The 16,782-nt window shown below is 42.9% G+C and carries 14 protein-coding genes, 1 tRNA gene and 1 other RNA gene; 2 read left to right on the top strand and 14 right to left on the bottom strand.

All coding sequences use genetic code 11. The annotated features are described in order from the left end of the window. Positions 1-24 precede the first annotated feature (24 nt). From RCH61_RS02425 to RCH61_RS02405, 5 genes are all read right to left on the bottom strand, one after another. Positions 25-97: transfer RNA gene (locus RCH61_RS02425), tRNA-Ala, on the bottom strand. Further along, positions 98-442: a transfer-messenger RNA gene (gene ssrA / locus RCH61_RS02420) on the bottom strand. A gap of 103 nt (positions 443-545) precedes the next feature. Next, the gene (locus RCH61_RS02415; protein WP_178006344.1) at positions 546-1,979 is read right to left on the bottom strand and encodes a 6-phospho-beta-glucosidase; all 1,434 of its coding nucleotides are present in this window, start codon (positions 1,977-1,979) and stop codon (positions 546-548) included. Positions 1,980-2,013: 34 nt separating this feature from the next. Next, complete coding sequence (locus RCH61_RS02410) at positions 2,014-3,912, bottom strand: beta-glucoside-specific PTS transporter subunit IIABC (RefSeq protein ID WP_306479775.1); 1,899 nt, start codon at positions 3,910-3,912, stop codon at positions 2,014-2,016. A 291-nt stretch (positions 3,913-4,203) separates the two neighbouring features. Next, positions 4,204-5,115 carry a MurR/RpiR family transcriptional regulator gene (locus RCH61_RS02405; protein WP_178007661.1) on the bottom strand — a complete coding sequence of 304 codons (912 nt, stop codon included), beginning with the start codon at positions 5,113-5,115 and terminating at the stop codon, positions 4,204-4,206. Positions 5,116-5,301: 186 nt separating this feature from the next. Between RCH61_RS02405 and RCH61_RS02400 the strand changes: the two genes are divergently transcribed. Beyond that, positions 5,302-5,892 carry an HAD family hydrolase gene (locus tag RCH61_RS02400; protein ID WP_178007663.1) on the top strand — a complete coding sequence of 197 codons (591 nt, stop codon included), beginning with the start codon at positions 5,302-5,304 and terminating at the stop codon, positions 5,890-5,892. Positions 5,893-5,915: 23 nt separating this feature from the next. Here RCH61_RS02400 and RCH61_RS02395 read toward each other — a convergent pair whose 3' ends face one another. After that, complete coding sequence (locus RCH61_RS02395) at positions 5,916-6,413, bottom strand: signal peptidase II (protein ID WP_178007665.1); 498 nt, start codon at positions 6,411-6,413, stop codon at positions 5,916-5,918. After that, a complete protein-coding gene (locus tag RCH61_RS02390) occupies positions 6,403-7,050 on the bottom strand; it encodes a zinc-ribbon domain-containing protein (RefSeq protein WP_178007667.1) in 648 nt (215 codons plus the stop codon). The genes RCH61_RS02395 and RCH61_RS02390 overlap by 11 nt, the downstream gene beginning before the upstream one ends. Positions 7,051-7,343: 293 nt before the next feature. Between RCH61_RS02390 and RCH61_RS02385 the strand changes: the two genes are divergently transcribed. Further along, complete coding sequence (locus RCH61_RS02385) at positions 7,344-9,050, top strand: S8 family peptidase (protein ID WP_306479774.1); 1,707 nt, start codon at positions 7,344-7,346, stop codon at positions 9,048-9,050. 9 nt (positions 9,051-9,059) lie between these two features. Here RCH61_RS02385 and RCH61_RS02380 read toward each other — a convergent pair whose 3' ends face one another. The 7 genes from RCH61_RS02380 to RCH61_RS02350 all read right to left on the bottom strand — a co-directional run bounded on the left by RCH61_RS02380 (position 9,060) and on the right by RCH61_RS02350 (position 16,780). Then, entirely contained in the window at positions 9,060-10,142 is a 1,083-nt protein-coding gene (locus RCH61_RS02380) for a DUF4097 domain-containing protein (RefSeq protein WP_306479773.1), read from the bottom strand. Further along, complete coding sequence (locus tag RCH61_RS02375) at positions 10,126-10,722, bottom strand: DUF1700 domain-containing protein (protein WP_306479772.1); 597 nt, start codon at positions 10,720-10,722, stop codon at positions 10,126-10,128. Before RCH61_RS02375 ends, RCH61_RS02380 begins: the two co-directional genes overlap by 17 nt. Beyond that, complete coding sequence (locus RCH61_RS02370) at positions 10,719-11,039, bottom strand: PadR family transcriptional regulator (protein WP_178007655.1); 321 nt, start codon at positions 11,037-11,039, stop codon at positions 10,719-10,721. The genes RCH61_RS02375 and RCH61_RS02370 overlap by 4 nt, the downstream gene beginning before the upstream one ends. Positions 11,040-11,251: 212 nt before the next feature. Then, positions 11,252-12,748 carry an ATP-dependent Clp protease ATP-binding subunit ClpX gene (gene clpX / locus RCH61_RS02365; protein ID WP_178007653.1) on the bottom strand — a complete coding sequence of 499 codons (1,497 nt, stop codon included), beginning with the start codon at positions 12,746-12,748 and terminating at the stop codon, positions 11,252-11,254. 144 nt (positions 12,749-12,892) lie between these two features. Then, complete coding sequence (gene ligA / locus RCH61_RS02360) at positions 12,893-14,854, bottom strand: NAD-dependent DNA ligase LigA (RefSeq protein WP_178007651.1); 1,962 nt, start codon at positions 14,852-14,854, stop codon at positions 12,893-12,895. Between the two features lie 44 nt (positions 14,855-14,898). Further along, a complete protein-coding gene (locus RCH61_RS02355; RefSeq protein WP_306479771.1) occupies positions 14,899-15,633 on the bottom strand; it encodes a pseudouridine synthase in 735 nt (244 codons plus the stop codon). Beyond that, positions 15,626-16,780 carry a DHHW family protein gene (locus tag RCH61_RS02350; protein WP_178006524.1) on the bottom strand — a complete coding sequence of 385 codons (1,155 nt, stop codon included), beginning with the start codon at positions 16,778-16,780 and terminating at the stop codon, positions 15,626-15,628. Before RCH61_RS02350 ends, RCH61_RS02355 begins: the two co-directional genes overlap by 8 nt. Between the last annotated feature and the right edge of the window lie 2 nt (positions 16,781-16,782).

Here is a 16,782-nt window from a genome sequence, read left to right as displayed (position 1 = left end):
ATTTTTGTATGGGTGCTTATTCCGTGGAGTATAGGGGAGTCGAACCCCTGGCCTCAACAATGCGAATGTTGCGCGCTCCCAACTGCGCTAATACCCCTTATGGACCTGGCGGGAATCGAACCCGCGTCCAAAAACCTATCCCATGTACTTCTACTATCATAGTCAGTTCTTTTTCATTCCCTATGCCGCACGGGAACTAACACCCTTACGGTTTCAGTAGCTTCATGATACGCCTATTGACTCAAAGCTTTGCCAATATCGTTTCTCACATCGTTGATGCCGGATTCCCGAGGTGTGAGTGCCACGGGGCCGACATGCGGCAATTAGGCCGCAGCTAATTCGAAATTATCGTTAGCGTTTAATTTTAAGTTTGCGATTTGACGCATCAGCCTGCGGATAGCTTCTCCATCTTCAAGATCCCTGTCGAAACCAGTACAAGCCCTCATTCATTAGGTTGTACAGAAGATGCAATTTTTACATCATTTATAATATAGAATATACGGCTTCAAAAATCAAGGGGTATGCGCATTATTTCTTTTTTCGGATTACAATTCTTCTCCGTTTGACTGAATTACTTTTTGATACCATCCAAAGGATTTCTTTTTATACCGTTTTCCGCTCCCTTTTCCTTCGTTATCAATATCGACATAGATAAAACCATATCTTTTCTTCATTTCTCCTGTTGTAAATGATACGAGGTCAATGCATCCCCACGGGGTATATCCCATAAGGTCTACTCCGTCAAGTTCAACCGCCTTTTTCATTTCGGTAATATGTTCTTTTAAATATGCGATCCTGTAATCATCATCGCATGTCTTGTCTTCTTTCAGCACATCAATAGCGCCGAATCCGTTTTCTACAATAAAAAGCGGAGCTTCATAACGTTCATAAAGAGTGACCAAGGCATAGCGCAATCCGACAGGATCGATCTGCCATCCCCAATCGCTTGCCTTCACATATGGGTTTGGTACAGAATACGGAGAACTTCCATCCAGAGATTCTGCCGTATCTTTTTTTGCATCTGCTTTCACCGCATTTGTCATATAATAGCTGAATCCAAGATAGTCGCATTTTCCTTCCGCCAAAATCTTCTCGTCTTCCGGAAACATCTCCGGTTTTGTTCCTTCCCTCTCCCACTCTTTTTTCGCATAAGCCGGATAATGGCCTCTCATATGTACGTCCGAAAAATAAAATCTTTCGTGCATACACTCTGCCGCAGTCATAATATCTTCAGGATTGCAGGAATACGGATAAAACGGAACAAAGGAACACATACATCCGATTTGAAACTCAGGATTAATCTCATGACCTTTTTTCACAACGATCGCACTTGCAACCAGCTCATGATGCGCCGCCTGATACATTGCCTTTTTCTTGTTTTCATATTCCGAAAAACGAACGCCCGAATCTGTCCATCCGAAAATATCGGCAGACGTATTACTTTGATTATTGATTTCATTAAACGTCATCCAATATTTAACTTTACTTTTATACCGCTCCATAACTGTCACTGCATAGTTTACAAAGAAATCAATCACCTTACGATTGATCCATCCGCCATATTTTTTTGCCAGATGATAAGGCATCTCAAAGTGGCTTAGCGTAATGACCGGTTCAATTCCATACTTCAAAAGTTCATCAAACATATCATCATAGAACTTTAACCCTTCTTCATTCGGCTCTGCTTCATCCCCGTTCGGGAAAATACGTGTCCATGCAATACTTGTACGGAAACACTTAAAACCCATTTCTGACATCAACGCAATGTCGCTTTTGTATTCATGATAAAAATCAATCGCCCTGTGGTTCGGATAGTATTTATCCATTTCGATCCCGTCTGTAATCTCACGCATCTTCTCATGCGTTCCGCCTGTCATTACATCTATGACGCTGATCCCTTTGCCGCCTTCATCCCAGCCGCCTTCAAGCTGATTTGCCGCAACTGCTCCTCCCCATAAAAAATCATTTGATAATGCCATCTTGTAAATCCTCCTTTTTATTTTACTTTCACCTTTATTTGACTTTCAGCAATCCCTCTCCGTGAGAAACTTCTTTGTTTGCCACGGTCACGATTTCAGGGAATTCATCGCTGTTTGTAACGATTACCGGAGTGGTCACTTCATAACCCGCCGCCTGTATCTTATCCATATCAAATTCAAGAAGAAGCTGTCCTTCCTTCACCTGCTGTCCTTCTTCTACATGGATCGTAAATCCTTCTCCGTTTAACTTCACTGTATCCATTCCTACATGGATCAGGATTTCTACTCCATCTTCGCTTTCCATGCCGACTGCATGATGACTGTCCAGAAGTCCCACAACTCTGCCGTCAAAAGGAGCGTATATCTTTCCTTCAGATGGAATGACCGCACATCCTTTTCCCATCATTTCACTTGAAAATACTTCGTCATGTACTTCCTTTAACGGGATCACTTTTCCGTTAAGCGGGCTGAGCACTTCTTTTTCCCCTGTCTTCTTTGTCTCAATCGCTGATGCGGCCGCTCCTTTTTCCGCCTTGTTTGTCTCTAAATTCTCTGCCTCTTCCTGCGGATCGTCAAATCCGATAATCTGAATTGAAACAATCGCGATCACGGATGCGATCACACATGCAACGACCATACCGATAAATGACATCGGAGCATCTTTGCTGATCGCATTTACGATCGTAAGAAGTCCGGGAAGCCCTGCATATGCATAATAAGCAGAATGGAAGAAACTTAATACGACTGCTCCGACAGCGCCTCCGACACAACCGCAGATAAACGGTTTTTTCAGACGTAATGTTACGCCGTAGATCGTAGGCTCTGTAATTCCGAAAATTCCGGTAATTCCTGCTGAAAGAGCAACGCCTTTAAACTGCTTATTCCTTGATTTCAGATAGACACCGAAAGCTGCCGCAACCTGTGCAACTACCGCGATTGTCTGAAATGCCTGAAACGTATCAAATCCGTTCATATCAAAGTTCGCAAGAACAACCGGTGTGATACCCCAGTGAACTCCGAAGATAACGACTACCTGCCAAAGTCCCCCGATAATTGCTCCTGCCACTGCAGGTGCAAATTCAACAAGTGCATTATAACCGTTTGCAATTCCGTTTGCCGTAATCGCAGATGCCGGTCCAAGAACAAGGATTGTTGCCGGAACCATAATGAGGAAACAAATTAATGGAGTTAAAAGCGGTTTTGCTGCATCCGGAAGTCTTTTTTCAACAAATTTCTCTAAATAAGACAAAAGCCACACAAGGATAAGAGGCGGAAGCACCGTTGATGTGTACGTTGTCTCAGACAATTTAATGCCGAGAAAAGTAACGATCTCGCCTCCGGCAATCCGTGCCGCAATATCTGCCCACGACTGATTCACAAGGGCACAACAGCAAAGGATCGCGATAAACGTATTACATTTAAAATGCTTTGACGCTGTAATCGCAATAAAAATCGGAAGGAATGTAAACGGTGTCCAGGACATAAAGTTCAATACTTCATAGGTTCCTGTCTGAGCGAACTGCGGAAACGCCATTGTGCTCAAGATCAGCGCACCTTGCAGAAGTCCCGCCGCTGCAAGAATATATACAAACGGCGCAAACACCGCTGACATCGTTGCTATGACCCGATTCAAGATGCTTTGTTTCGGCTCTTCAATCTCCTGATTCTTCGTATCAAGTTTCAACGCTTCCGCAACAGCATCGTACACTTCTCCTACATGCGTTCCGATGACAACCTGAAACTGTCCGTTATTTTCTACAACTGTGATCACGCCCGCAAGCGCTGATACTCTTTCTTTCGCCCCTTTTGGAGTTTCTTTTAAAACAAGACGCAGTCTGGTTGCACATCTCGTAGCATTCGCTATATTTTCCTGACCTCCAACTGCCTCGATCACATCGACGGCAAGTTTTTGATAATCTCTTACCTTTGACATAACATTCTCCTTTTCCTTTCACTCACTTTGATCATATCTTTTATTCCAAGAGATTCTGTGCACTTCCTCTTTCGATCTTGACGCTAGTTTAAATAATCTGACTGATTTTTTCAATTCTTTCTCTTCTTTTTGTTTAACTGTTTCAATCTTAACTGATTTTTTCTTTTATTTTTTGCAATAATGTTTCACATGTCAAAAAATGCCCCTTTATTTTTGTATAAAATGCACAAAAAATCAGCATCTTTTCCTTTTCTCCCATTTTAATAAGGAAAAGACGCTGATTTTTCCGTCTTACTTTTCGTTTTCTTCACGTTCTTTTTTATTCACTTTCCTGACTTGCTGCAAGCTTTTCTTTGGAAGTCCCCACAACAGATCCTGTCCTGATTTTTCATATCTGCTGTTCAGCGCAATATTCTCTTCGTATCGTCTGCTGAATTCCATGCCATATAAAATATCAAGCAAATATTTTCCTGATGCAAAAAACATAGAGTTCCAAAATTCTTCTACTTTCTCTGATCCTGCCGCATATAAAAACTCCGTTGCATACTGACCTATAGTTCCTTTTCTGTTGCCGGAAATCACAATGATCTTCGTTCCGCCTCTGTGCAGCATTTTTTCAATCTCCGCCAAACGCTCATTCCGCCCCGTATGGCTGATAATGACAGCGACATGTCCATCCGCCGGCATCGCCGCATGAAGTCCTTGTATATTAATTTCAGAGTGAACACTTGACAATTTTCCTGCGTGAAAAAATAAGGCAGATCCGTATTTTGCCAAATAATTATTCATATCATATACATAGAAATCAACAGATTTTGCATCAGCAATCAACTTTCCTATCCGTACAAGCTGTGTATAAGAAAGTTCTTTATTCGTCTCTTCCACAGCCAGCTTTTGGATCTGCTCCGCTTTTCGAACCATGGTGACAACGTTCTCCCGCTCTGACATCGTAACTGCAGAATGTTCTTCCATTCCTCCGGTTCTCAATTCCTGAACAAACTGCATTTTAAATTCCGGGAATCCTTTTACTCCTATCTTTTGACAGAACCGAGTCACTGAAGCAGCGCTGGTAAATGTGGCATGTCCTAATTCTCTCGAAGACATTTCTTCGATCTTCTCGGGATTCTCCAAAATATATCTGCATATGTCCCGCTCTCTCTCGGTCATATTTACCTGTTCTTTGATCGTTTGAATAATCGACATAAGACACCTCTTATTTATCCCATTTTTTTCAGTATAACACGCCGTATCTAAACACTGCAAGAAAGGAAACGCTTCAAATATCCAACGATCTGCCCCCAAACATCTGATATCTAAACTATTTGACAAAGTGACTCCCTGATACTACACTAATCATAATAATTCTTAATCATACGAGGTACAGATCACATGAAATATAAAAATATTGTTTTTGATTTTGGAAATGTAATCGGTAAGTTTGACGGATGGCATCTTTTAAAACAATTTACGTCTTCCGCAGAAGATCAGGAACTTCTCTTCTCGGCGATCTTTTCAGGATGGGACAAAATCGACAGCGGTTCTGTCAGTTATGAACAATATGCAGAGGATACTGCCGCATCTCTTCCGAAACGGTTAGAACCTGTCGTTCGGACATTCTTCCGGGAATGGCCGCGCTTTCTGACACCGATTGAAGACACTCTGAACTTTATAAAAGAATTAAAAGACCGGCAGATTCCTTTCTATTTATTATCAAATGCACCGACCTATTTTGCCGAATATTCTTCAAACTACGATTTTCTAAAAGACTTCAGCGGAATTGTTTTCTCTGCGCCGCTTAAAATGGCAAAGCCGGATCCTGCTATCTACCAATACCTTTTTCATACATTTTCTCTTGATCCGAAAGAGTGTTTCTTCATAGACGATCTGGCGCCAAACATTGCAGCCGCCCGTTCTCTTGGCATGGACGGAATGATATTTCAAGGAAATATTGACGACGTAAAAAAAGCGATTGGTTTCTAAAAAAGAAACCAATCGCTTTTCCTTTAAGCAGTTTTCTTTCCCTTTTCCCGCTTTTTCGCTCTCGGGGAAAACAGTTTTGCAATAATCGTAATAACAGTGCCTGCAGCAATAAAGAAATCGGCAAAATTATATGTGATCCCTGCCAGTTGTTTATCTTCGCAGCGAAATCCCACATAATCTACAACATGTCCGCGAACGATCCTGTCAAACAGATTGCTTGCTGAACCTGCCGCCATCAAAGAAAGACCGAACTTTTTCCAAAATCCTTTCTTCTTCGTCATAACCGTAAAGGCATGCCATCCGAGCACCGCTCCGGACGCTGCTCCTGATAAAATATGAGCTGTCTTTGGTTCATCTTCCAATAAACTCATGCAAATGCCTTTATTTTGAACATGCCGCAAGACAACTTTCTCTGTAATCGGCCGTTCTTCCCCCTTTACAAGTTTATTCTCAGCGTAACATTTTACTGCCTGATCGCCGACAGCCAAAGCTGCTGTGATCGGAAACCATTTAATCTTCATTCAGTTTCTCCATCGTCTGCTCTGCTGCGTCTCCTAGTTTCTCTGCCGTTTTCTCAGCCGTTTCCTCAGCCTTATCTGCCGCTTTATGAACAGCCTGCGTTGTCTTCTCCGCTGCTTTTTCCAGCACTTCCTCTGTTTTTTGAGCGGCTTTGTGAGCAGCATCTCCGACCTTTTTCGCAGTTTCTTCTGCTTTGTCAGCCATCATTCCGGCTGCGTCTGCCACTTTCTCCTTTATCTTTTCCGCATACTCTTCCGTCTCTTCTTCCGGATCCTGTGCTTCCATCTTCTCTCCGCAGTACGGACAATATGCCATATCTTCCGAAACCATCCTGCCGCATTCAGAACATGCTGCCGATCCCTTTAAAGCCGCGATCTTACGTTCATATTTTTCAATTTCTTTTTCCCGTTCTTTTACTGAATCGCACAGCGCTGCCGCGTTTTCATCCAATTCTTCGCCTGCTTTATAACGCTCATATACTGCTTTTCCCAACTCCATCATATCAACGGCATTATCCCGTGCAAGATCTCTGATCTGACTTTTGACTCTTTGAATCTCAATCACTTCTCCGGCTTTATTCGTCACCATTTCCGCAGTCTCTCCAAGCCGTTTTCCGAAATTTTCAAAAAAATCTTTCATGTGTATCAATCTCCTTTCGTCTTTCGTCCAAACGGACGTCCGAAGTACAAAAAACATCGGTCGTATATGATATTTTAAGTTATCATTATTATACCCTTTTCTGAAACAACTTCAACATTTCTCATTGGAATTTATACTTTTTTCACTTCTGCCTCCTCAGAATCCGTTCTTTTTAGAAAACGTCCTTTTAGAAAAGCGTTCTTTTGGAAAAGCGTTTTTTGAGCAAACTTTTTCAGGAATGACTCTCTGATTTTTTGCATATGATATAAAAATCAATTCGGAGAAATTCTTATATGCTTGACCGTGAAACATGCCGTGAACATATTTTATCTGAAGATTACCGCGACTTCATCGGAAATCATGTCCGAACGCCTTTTTTTAACAGTTTGATGACAGTGGAGCGCTGTGAACAGGACGCCGGATTTTCTTACAAATGCTTCTATCTTCCAAAGGAAATCACAGATCCGATCACTTTTCCGAAATATTCTTACACCTCGATCCCGAACTGTTACACTCCGCTTAGTATGCAGACACTCAACGAAGCCGGAATCCTTCCGATCCAAAACTATCCTACCCTTCAGCTTAAGGGACGCAACATTCTGATCGGCTTCCTTGACAGCGGGATTGATTATACGAATCCGGTTTTCCGAAACTTAGACAATACAACCCGCATCCGCGCCATTTGGGATCAGACTGTACAAACCGGAAATCTGCCGGAACATTTCTCTTACGGAAGTGAATTTACAGAAGACCAGATCAACGAAGCGCTTCGGTCAGACTCTCCTTTTGACCTCGTTCCATCCACCGATGAAACAGGACACGGAACTTACGCCGCCGCCCTTGCATGTGGAAGCGCTATACCGGAAGAAGAGTTTCTCGGAGCTGCTCCTGAAGCTTCTATCGCCGTTGTGAAACTGAAACAGGCAAAAAAATATCTCAGGGACTACTATTTCATCCCAACTAATGCCGTATGCTATCAGGAAACAGATCTCATGCTCGGACTGCGCTATCTGAATCTCCTTGCAGACTCTTTGAATCTCCCTCTCGTCATCTGTTTTACGGTCGGTTCCAATATGGGCGGACATATCGGAACGCTTCCTCTCCCCCAACTGATTGAAAATTACGGCACACTTGCCAATCATATCATCGTCATCGGAACCGGAAACGAGGCAGATCAACGTCACCACTACTCCAATCTTTTAACAAACGGAACAGAAAATAAAACCGTAGAAATCCGTGTCGGGGAAAATGTTTCTGGATTTTCCATGGAATTATGGACAGATATTCCAAATGTCCTGTCAATATCTATTATCTCCCCTTCGGGGGAAGATACGTCCAGAATCCCTTTTCAGGCAGGAGCCAGCGCAGAGATCGACTTCTTGTTTGAACGTACAAAAGTATCCGTTGATTATCGCATCCTCGTTGAAAAAAGTACCTCTGAACTTGTATTTTTCCGATTTAACCGTCCTGCCGCAGGTATTTGGAAGATTGTCATCGAACCTGTCATCATCACCGACGGTCAATTTCATATGTGGCTTCCGGTCACAGAATTTATTGACGGAGAAGTGTATTTTCTCGAATCTGACCCCTACTATACTTTGACGAATCCCGCAAATACACAAAGCCCTATCGTTGTTTCATATTATAACGGACCGACAGGCGCTGTGGCGCAGGCTTCCGGCAGGGGGTATACGAGATCCGGTCAGATCAAGCCTGACTTGACCGCTCCGGGAATCAATATCCGTGGTCCTGTTGCCAATGGGCGGTTTGAAACGCGTTCCGGCTCCTGTGCAGCCTGTGCGGTCACTGCCGGAGCTGTAGCGTTAATGCTGGAATGGATCCTCTATATCCAAAAAGCTCCGGGTATAGATTCCTTCCAAATCAGAAGTCTTCTCATACTCGGAGCACTCCGTCCCGATACGATGGAATATCCTAATCGTGAATGGGGATACGGACAATTAAATCTTTATAATACATTTGAAGTAATGCGAAGATTATAACATCTAAACTTAGCGGTAACGAACCTTCACATCACCGTCTTCACTCATGACGGAGATCTTCTTTCCTGCATTTTTCTCTGATGCTAATATCCGGTAAGATACTTCTCCGTCTTCTTCTCTATACAGATCATGAGGCGCATTTTCCGGCAGGGAAAGATCCCCATATTCAAGCTGCAGATCGAATTGATACTGCTCCATCACTTCAGGAAGGACAAGATCTACGTCTCCGCACTCTGTCTGGCAAGTCAGATTTTCCAGTTTTTTTGCATCCCATTGAAGATCTCCGTATTCTAATGTCAGATCTGCCGAGGAACAGGATACTTCCCGTGTCAGCACATCTCCGTCCTGTGCTTCCACTGCCATGTTTTCAAATGAAACCCGTTCCATATCCACTTCTCCGCACTCTGCCTGTACAGTAAGATCTTTGCCTGAAACATCGGCAAGTGTACTGTCGCCATAATCCGATTGTAATAGAAAGGTTCCCGTTTTCAGTGTGTCAACAGATGCATCTCCGTCATTTAAGATCAATTCCATAGATGTCGTTTCCGACTGCTCCAGTTTTACATCACCGCTGTCTGCTTCGATCGAAACTGCCTTCCCGTTCACAGCGGACCATCTGACATCCCCGTAATCATTATAAATATCTGCCGCATCGAGAACCGTTCCTTTTGGCACATAAACTTTGATATATGAATCCTCTCCTGATACATTTCCTATGCTCAATCCAAACATGCCTGTCATATATCCGTCATGATCCTGCTGGGTAAATGAAAGTTTTCCATTTTTAAGTTCATATTTCGGTTCACTATAATTCCCGTCAAGGGTATATTCAATATAATATTTTCCATCTTCAGAAGCGGCAACGGACACATCTGCTTCCGATCCTATATAGAGACTCAATTCCGAAAAAGGATCGATCTCTTTCTTTTCCTGACGATAAGGAGTTCTCTGATCATATGGGGAACGAATTCCGTCTTTTGTAAAAACAACACCCGGCCAGCCGCCTAACGCGATTCCTGCTCCCATGAGAACAACTCCCGCTCCGGCCGTCACTGCTGAAGTGATTAAGATTCGCTTAGTTATTTTTTTCATTTTTTCTTCCTCCCTTCGTAATCTTTCCTAAAAGCTGTGCCATCTTGCCAAGAAGCCATTTCAAAAAGCAGAAGATTCCATACACAGATGCAATGCCAACCGCACCGCAGCAAAGACTAAATCCTAAGGTTGACAATCCATCCGGCAGACTTTGGATCAAAAGCGCGGCTCCTCCTATGATTCCGATCACTGCCGCTCCTGCCAAAGTGACCGCTGTAAGAAATAATCCTGCAAATACGCAAAAAACAGAAATGATCACCGCCGCAACTACACCGATCAGACCAAGCGCGATCGGCAGTGCGATCGGAGCTGCACAGATCCCGAGAATGCCGATCCAAACTGCCTTAAAACTGTGTTTTACCGATTTCGGCGGTTCTTCCGCATTCTTTTCCGCCAGGTTCATTATCAATTCTTTTGCCGCATCTTCCGGCGATCCAAGATCTTCGATCGCCTGCTGTTCATTCTCTGGTCCTGCCTCCGCAAAATATTCTTCAAAATAGTCAATCGCCTGATCGAAATCTTCTTTCGGCAGTCTTCTGAGACTATATGACAATTTTTTCATGTATTCACTTTTCGTCATGATGAAATCCCTCCCTTTACAATATCGTCCACAACGGTTCTGTAACGCTCCCATTCTTCTGTCAATTCTGACAAATACTGTCTTCCGCTGTCTGTGATCGTATAATATTTTCTGTTTCTTCCTTGAAACTGTCTGTCATACGTTTCCACAAAATGATTTTCCTGCAGCCTTTTCAATATCGGATACAATGTCGAATCTTTCGTAGTCGCCGACGCTCTTTTAATGATCCGCCCGATCTGATAACCATAGGCATCTTCTTCTGCGATCACAGAAAGGACAAGAAGATCAAACATCGGTGCATTTAACGGTAATGTCATATGCTCACCCCTTCGTATGTGTTTTGTTTAATTATATGTTTGATTTTCATATATATTTGATTTATTTATATTATATATACTATAATATAAATGGTCAATATATATATCCAAAAGAATTTCTAAAGAAAATCAAAAGAAAGAAACGGAAGATCCTGATCAGTAATCAAATCTTCCGTTTCTTCCTTTTTTCTTTTTTCTCTTCTCTCTTCTGATTAATTGTCGTTCATTGCGATTGACTGCTGCCCGCGCAGTTTAATGATCGGACCTCCGGTACCTTCAATATATTCCCTTGTGATGGTCACTTCTCCGATATTGTCATCTTTCGGAATCTCATACATAATATCAAGCATAAACTCTTCGATGATCGCCCGAAGGGCTCTCGCGCCGGTATCTTTCTCCATCGCTTTCTCGGCGATCGTCTCAAGCGCGCCGTCGTCAAAGATCAGACTCACTTCATCCAAAGCAAGCAGTTTCTGATACTGTTTTAAAATTGCGTTTCTCGGCTCCTTCAAGATCTTAACGAGCATATCCTTATCAAGACCTTTCAAAGTAAATATGATCGGCATACGTCCGAGGAACTCCGGAATCATACCGAACTTACGAAGATCTTCCACTGTTACCTTTGACAGAATATCTTCGTCATGCTCATACTTGTCTTTCAGCTCTGCGTTAAATCCCATGGAAGTCTTCTTCGTAAGACGCTCTTTTATAATATCTTCCAAATCAGGAAATGCGCCTGCACATATGAACAAAATATTCTTCGTATTGATCGTTGTCAGCGGAACCATCGCATTCTTGCTGTTTGCGCCGACCGGAACTTCTACCTCGCTGCCTTCCAAAAGTTTGAGCATTCCCTGCTGAACGGACTCGCCGCTTACATCTCTTTGATTCGATGTGTGCTTTTTCGCAATCTTATCGATTTCATCGATGAAAATAATTCCCTGCTCTGCCCGTTCCACATCATTGTCAGCTGCAGCAAGGAGCTTGGAAACAACACTTTCGATATCGTCGCCAATATATCCTGCTTCTGTCAGTGACGTTGCATCTGTAATAGCCAGCGGCACATCGAGAAGCTTCGCCAATGTTTTAACAAGATACGTCTTACCGCTTCCTGTCGGTCCGATCATCAGCATATTCGACTTTTCAATCTCAATATCGTCCATCGTATCTGATGCAACCCGTTTATAATGATTATAAACGGCAACCGACATCGCTTTCTTCGCTTTTTCCTGTCCGACTACATACTCATCAAGCCTTGCCTTGATCTTATGCGGAGCCGGAATTTTCTTAATATCAAGCTGATGGAACTCCTTCGGCTTTTCTTTTTTCTTTTTAATCTTCTGTGCTCTCGGCTGCATATTGTCAAAATCTGATACGTTTAAAAACTGCACTCCGGGCATGTTGACAAGCCGGCTCAGATCGACAGAACCGTCTGTCATCGCGTCAAAACTTCTCTGCATGCAATCCTGACACACCGTAATATGGTTCGGCATCTCAATCATTCTGCCCGCAACGCTTTCCGGTCTGTGACAGATGAGACATATCTTCTCGTATCCATCGTCATCATCGCCGCCGTCTTTTTCTTCTTGTTCATCTTCTTTTTTCACTGCTAAGCTGTCTTTTTTTTCATCTTTATCCGCCTTATTTTCACCGGCATCTTCTTTCTCTTTTTCTTCCTCATCTACCAAAATGAAATCCTGATCTGACATAATTCTCCTCGTCTTTCTCTGCCTATTTTCATTTGTACGAACATCCATTTATCCGGTTTCTTTCTACAAGTATTTTCTTATTATAGTACACTTATCTTCATTGTACAAATGAAGTTTTTGTAAAAATCACGAATGCGTTTTTCTCTATTCGTTCATCATTTTCAAAAAATCCTCTTCTGAAATGATCGGTATACCAAGTTCCCGGGCTTTTTTATTTTTCGCCGTTCCTGATCCGGTGTCATTATTGATCAGATAATTCGTCTTTGATGTCACGCTTCCCGTCACTTTACCTCCCCGCTTCTCGATCTCTTCTTTGACCTGAGCCCGATTTGCAAAGTGTTCCACGCTTCCCGTAATAACAAAATTCACTCCTGCAAACTTCTGATCTTCTTCTGCCGTCTCTTTCGCAAGCTCTACTTCTCCAAGAAGCCTCTCAAAAACATCCACATGCGCCGCATCTTTAAAATATTCGACAAATGTTCCTGCAATAACTCCGCCCACGCCCGATATCTCATTTAATTCCTCTGCTGTTGCCTGAATGATCCGTTTTGGATCTGATCCCAAAGCACGGCAGATTACTTTTGCATTTGAAATTCCGATATTCGGGATTCCAAGACTGTAGAGCAGTCTCGGCAGCGTTGTCTTTCTTGCATTTTCTATACTTTTCTGCAGATTTTCATAAGACTTTTTCCCGAATCCTTCCATCGTCTTTATTTCTTCTGCATATCGGTCAAGATGAAAGATATCTGTAAAATCTTTTACATACCCGTTGATAATAAATTTTTCCAAAGTTGCTTCTGATAATCCTTCGATGTTCATAGCATCCCTGCTGGCAAACAAGCTGAACGACTTCACATGTTTTGCCTGACATGCCGGATTCACACAATACAATGTCTTCGTATTATTTTCCATGGAAATCTTCGTCGGTTTTTTGCAGACCGGACATTCTTTCGGAATTTCACTCACCCCGCTGCGAGTCAGATTTTCCGCAATCTGAGGGATGATCATGTTCGCCTTATATACCGTAACCGTATCTCCGATTCCCAACTCTAATTCTTCCATAATACTGATATTATGCACGCTTGCACGGCTCACTGTTGTTCCCTCTAATTCCACGGGATCAAAAATAGCTACCGGATTGATCAGCCCTGTTCTGGAAGGACTCCACTCAATCTCACGAATCGTCGTCTCCCGCACTTCATCTTCCCATTTAAACGCAAAAGAATCTCTCGGAAATTTTGCCGTTGTTCCAAGCGACTGTCCGTAGGAAATATCATCATAAGTAAGAACAAGTCCGTCTGACGGCACTCCATTTTCCTGAATATGCTTTGCAAACCACGCCACCTCATCTTCGACTGTATCCTGCGTAACGAGATGATGTTCCACAACATCGAACCCCTGCTCCTGAAGCCACTGCAGTTGATATGCCCTGGAATTTCGAAAGTCGACATTCTCAGCTCTTACAAGAGTAAACGCATAAAACCGCACGTTTCTCTTCGCAGTGATCTCGTTATTCAACTGGCGCACCGATCCGCTGCACAGATTCCGCGGATTTTTATATTTTGCATCGGCATCACCGATCTCTTCATTAATCTTCTCAAAATCTTTATAAGAAATAACTGCTTCGCCTCGAAGGACAAGCTCTCCTTTAAACGGTATGGATAGCGGAATGTTGCGAAACACCTTCGCATTATTCGTAACGACTTCTCCGATCTCACCGTTTCCTCTCGTAACCGCCTTCACAAGGATGCCGTTTTCATAAGTCAGAACAATGGTCAGCCCATCCATCTTCCATGAGATTACAGCCTGCTGATCTCCTACAAATTCCCGAAGTCTCTCTACCTCTTTTGTCTTATCCAGAGATAACATCGGCTTCTCATGGCGTTCTTTCGGAAGCTCGCTCAAAACCTCATACCCTACATTGACTGTCGGGCTTGAGGCAAGGGTTGTTCCAAGCTCCTGTTCCAGCGCAAGCAGCTCGTCATAAAGACGGTCATATTCAAAATTACTCATGATTTCCGTGTTTTCCTGCTCATAAGCTCTTCTCGCCTGATTAAGCAGGTCTACAAGTTCACGCATTCGTTCCGTTTTCTTTTTCTTTTCCATCTTCTTCTCCAACATTCAGATAAGTTCTGAACTCCACCTTCTTTTTATTTAAGCATCCTGTCCAGTTCTTCCAGCTCTGCATCCGTCAGTTTTCTGTACGTTCCCTCTTTCAGACTCCCAAGCCGTATATTCATGATCCTTACCCGAACGAGGTCTCTCACCTGATAACCGAGTTCTTCACACATTCGTCTGATCTGACGGTTTAATCCCTGAGTCAAAATAATCGAAAAAGTATATTTTCCGATCTTTTTCACTTTGCACGGTCTTGTAACCGTATCAAGAATCGGAACTCCTCCGGCCATCTTTTTTATAAATTCTTCCGTGATCTCTTTATCAACTGTCACTTTATATTCTTTCTCATGCCGATTTGCCGCCCGCATCATTTGATTAATGATGTCTCCGTTATTCGTCATAAGAAGAAGCCCGCGGGAATCTTTATCCAGTCTTCCTGCATAAGTGACACGCACGGGATAATCAAGAAACCGTACGATACTGTCTCTTTCTCTTCGATCTGCTGTACAGACGATTCCCTTCGGTTTATTCACAGCCAAAACAACCAGCTCATCCTGTCTGGAAACTGTTTTTTTCCCGACTTTGACAACCTGACCTTTCAAAACGCGCATCCCGGTCTGCGCCCTTTCCCCATCTACCGTTACTTTTCCGCTCTCAATAAGGCGGTCCGCCTCCCTTCTGGAACAAACGCCCGCCTCACTTAAATATTTATTCAGTCTCACCGACTCTTTCGGCTGTAAAAATTCTTCTCTGATCCGATTACTCACCAGTAAACACTCCACTTATATTATTATCTGTAAAAAATGTATTTCCACTATACAGGATCAACGCATCTGTTATCCGATAAGTATCCATGATCTCTTTCATCGTTCCGGTATAATATCTCGGATCGACAACGACGATCTCTCTGTAATGAGGCGTCAGAAACGGAATGAAACAGTCCGCAAACGAATCCTTCACTACAAGCAGCCGCTTTTTGCTCGTAGATACCGTTTTTATATCAATCACAGATGTATTTCCTCCTAAAAATACACCGTACTTATCTCTCGTTTCTAATTTTGACGAATCATAAAGAGAAGTCGTCTTCTTCGTCTCATTGACATAGTTTACGATTACATCATCGTCTCCGTCTGTCGGAGCATAAATATCAATCTTCTCTTTTTCATCCAATCCGACTCCGCTTTTCGATGCAAGAACGCCATTAAAGCTGTCCGTCACAGTATAAGACACATAATCATCCGACACATCGCCCTCGATCCCGAACAGCGGAGCGGCTTCTTTAAATACAAAAAAGGCGCCCTGCGTTGTCCAGTGATGATCTGTCTTATAGTATAATTTTTCCGTCTTGTGCTTGTTCATGATCGAAACCGTATCAACCCAGTTGACTGTATCTCCAAGATTGCGTTCTACCATACCGAACATCTGTCTTTGATCTTCCACTGTGGCAAATGCAGGCAGACGGCTGCTCAAAATGCATGCCGCATCCGGAACGAGCATTACTGTCGTCGGAATATTCGAATACGTCTGCGCAAAGTTTTTCACGGCATTCGTGTTCGCTTCAAGCTGCTCGTTATCAGGAACAGCGATATCTTCCAGTAACTGTCCGTTCTTCCCGATAAAAACGCCGTTTTCCTCTTTTGCTCCCGCAATCTTATCTGCATTTACTTTTATTTTTCTCCAAAAATTCCGTCCGAAAAACTGATCGCTTGCATATTTTTCCCACTGCTCCATATAATCGCCGGAAATGATCGAAGACACCGTTGCTTTCGGTTTTTTCTCCAGCATCCGGTTTTCTTCCTCCGACTTTTCTTTCGTCGGAACGATCAGATTCACGATCAAAATAAGAAAGAGACTCAGTATAAATATTTTCCCGATGAGGCTTTCAATCTGCCCTTTTCTTCTCCTGCTGTTCATAA

Source organism: Mediterraneibacter sp. (assembly GCF_030825015.1).
Taxonomy (GTDB): domain Bacteria; phylum Bacillota; class Clostridia; order Lachnospirales; family Lachnospiraceae; genus Mediterraneibacter.
Note: the sequence above shows the minus strand (reverse complement) of the source record. Positions and strands in the feature narration are given on the sequence as shown.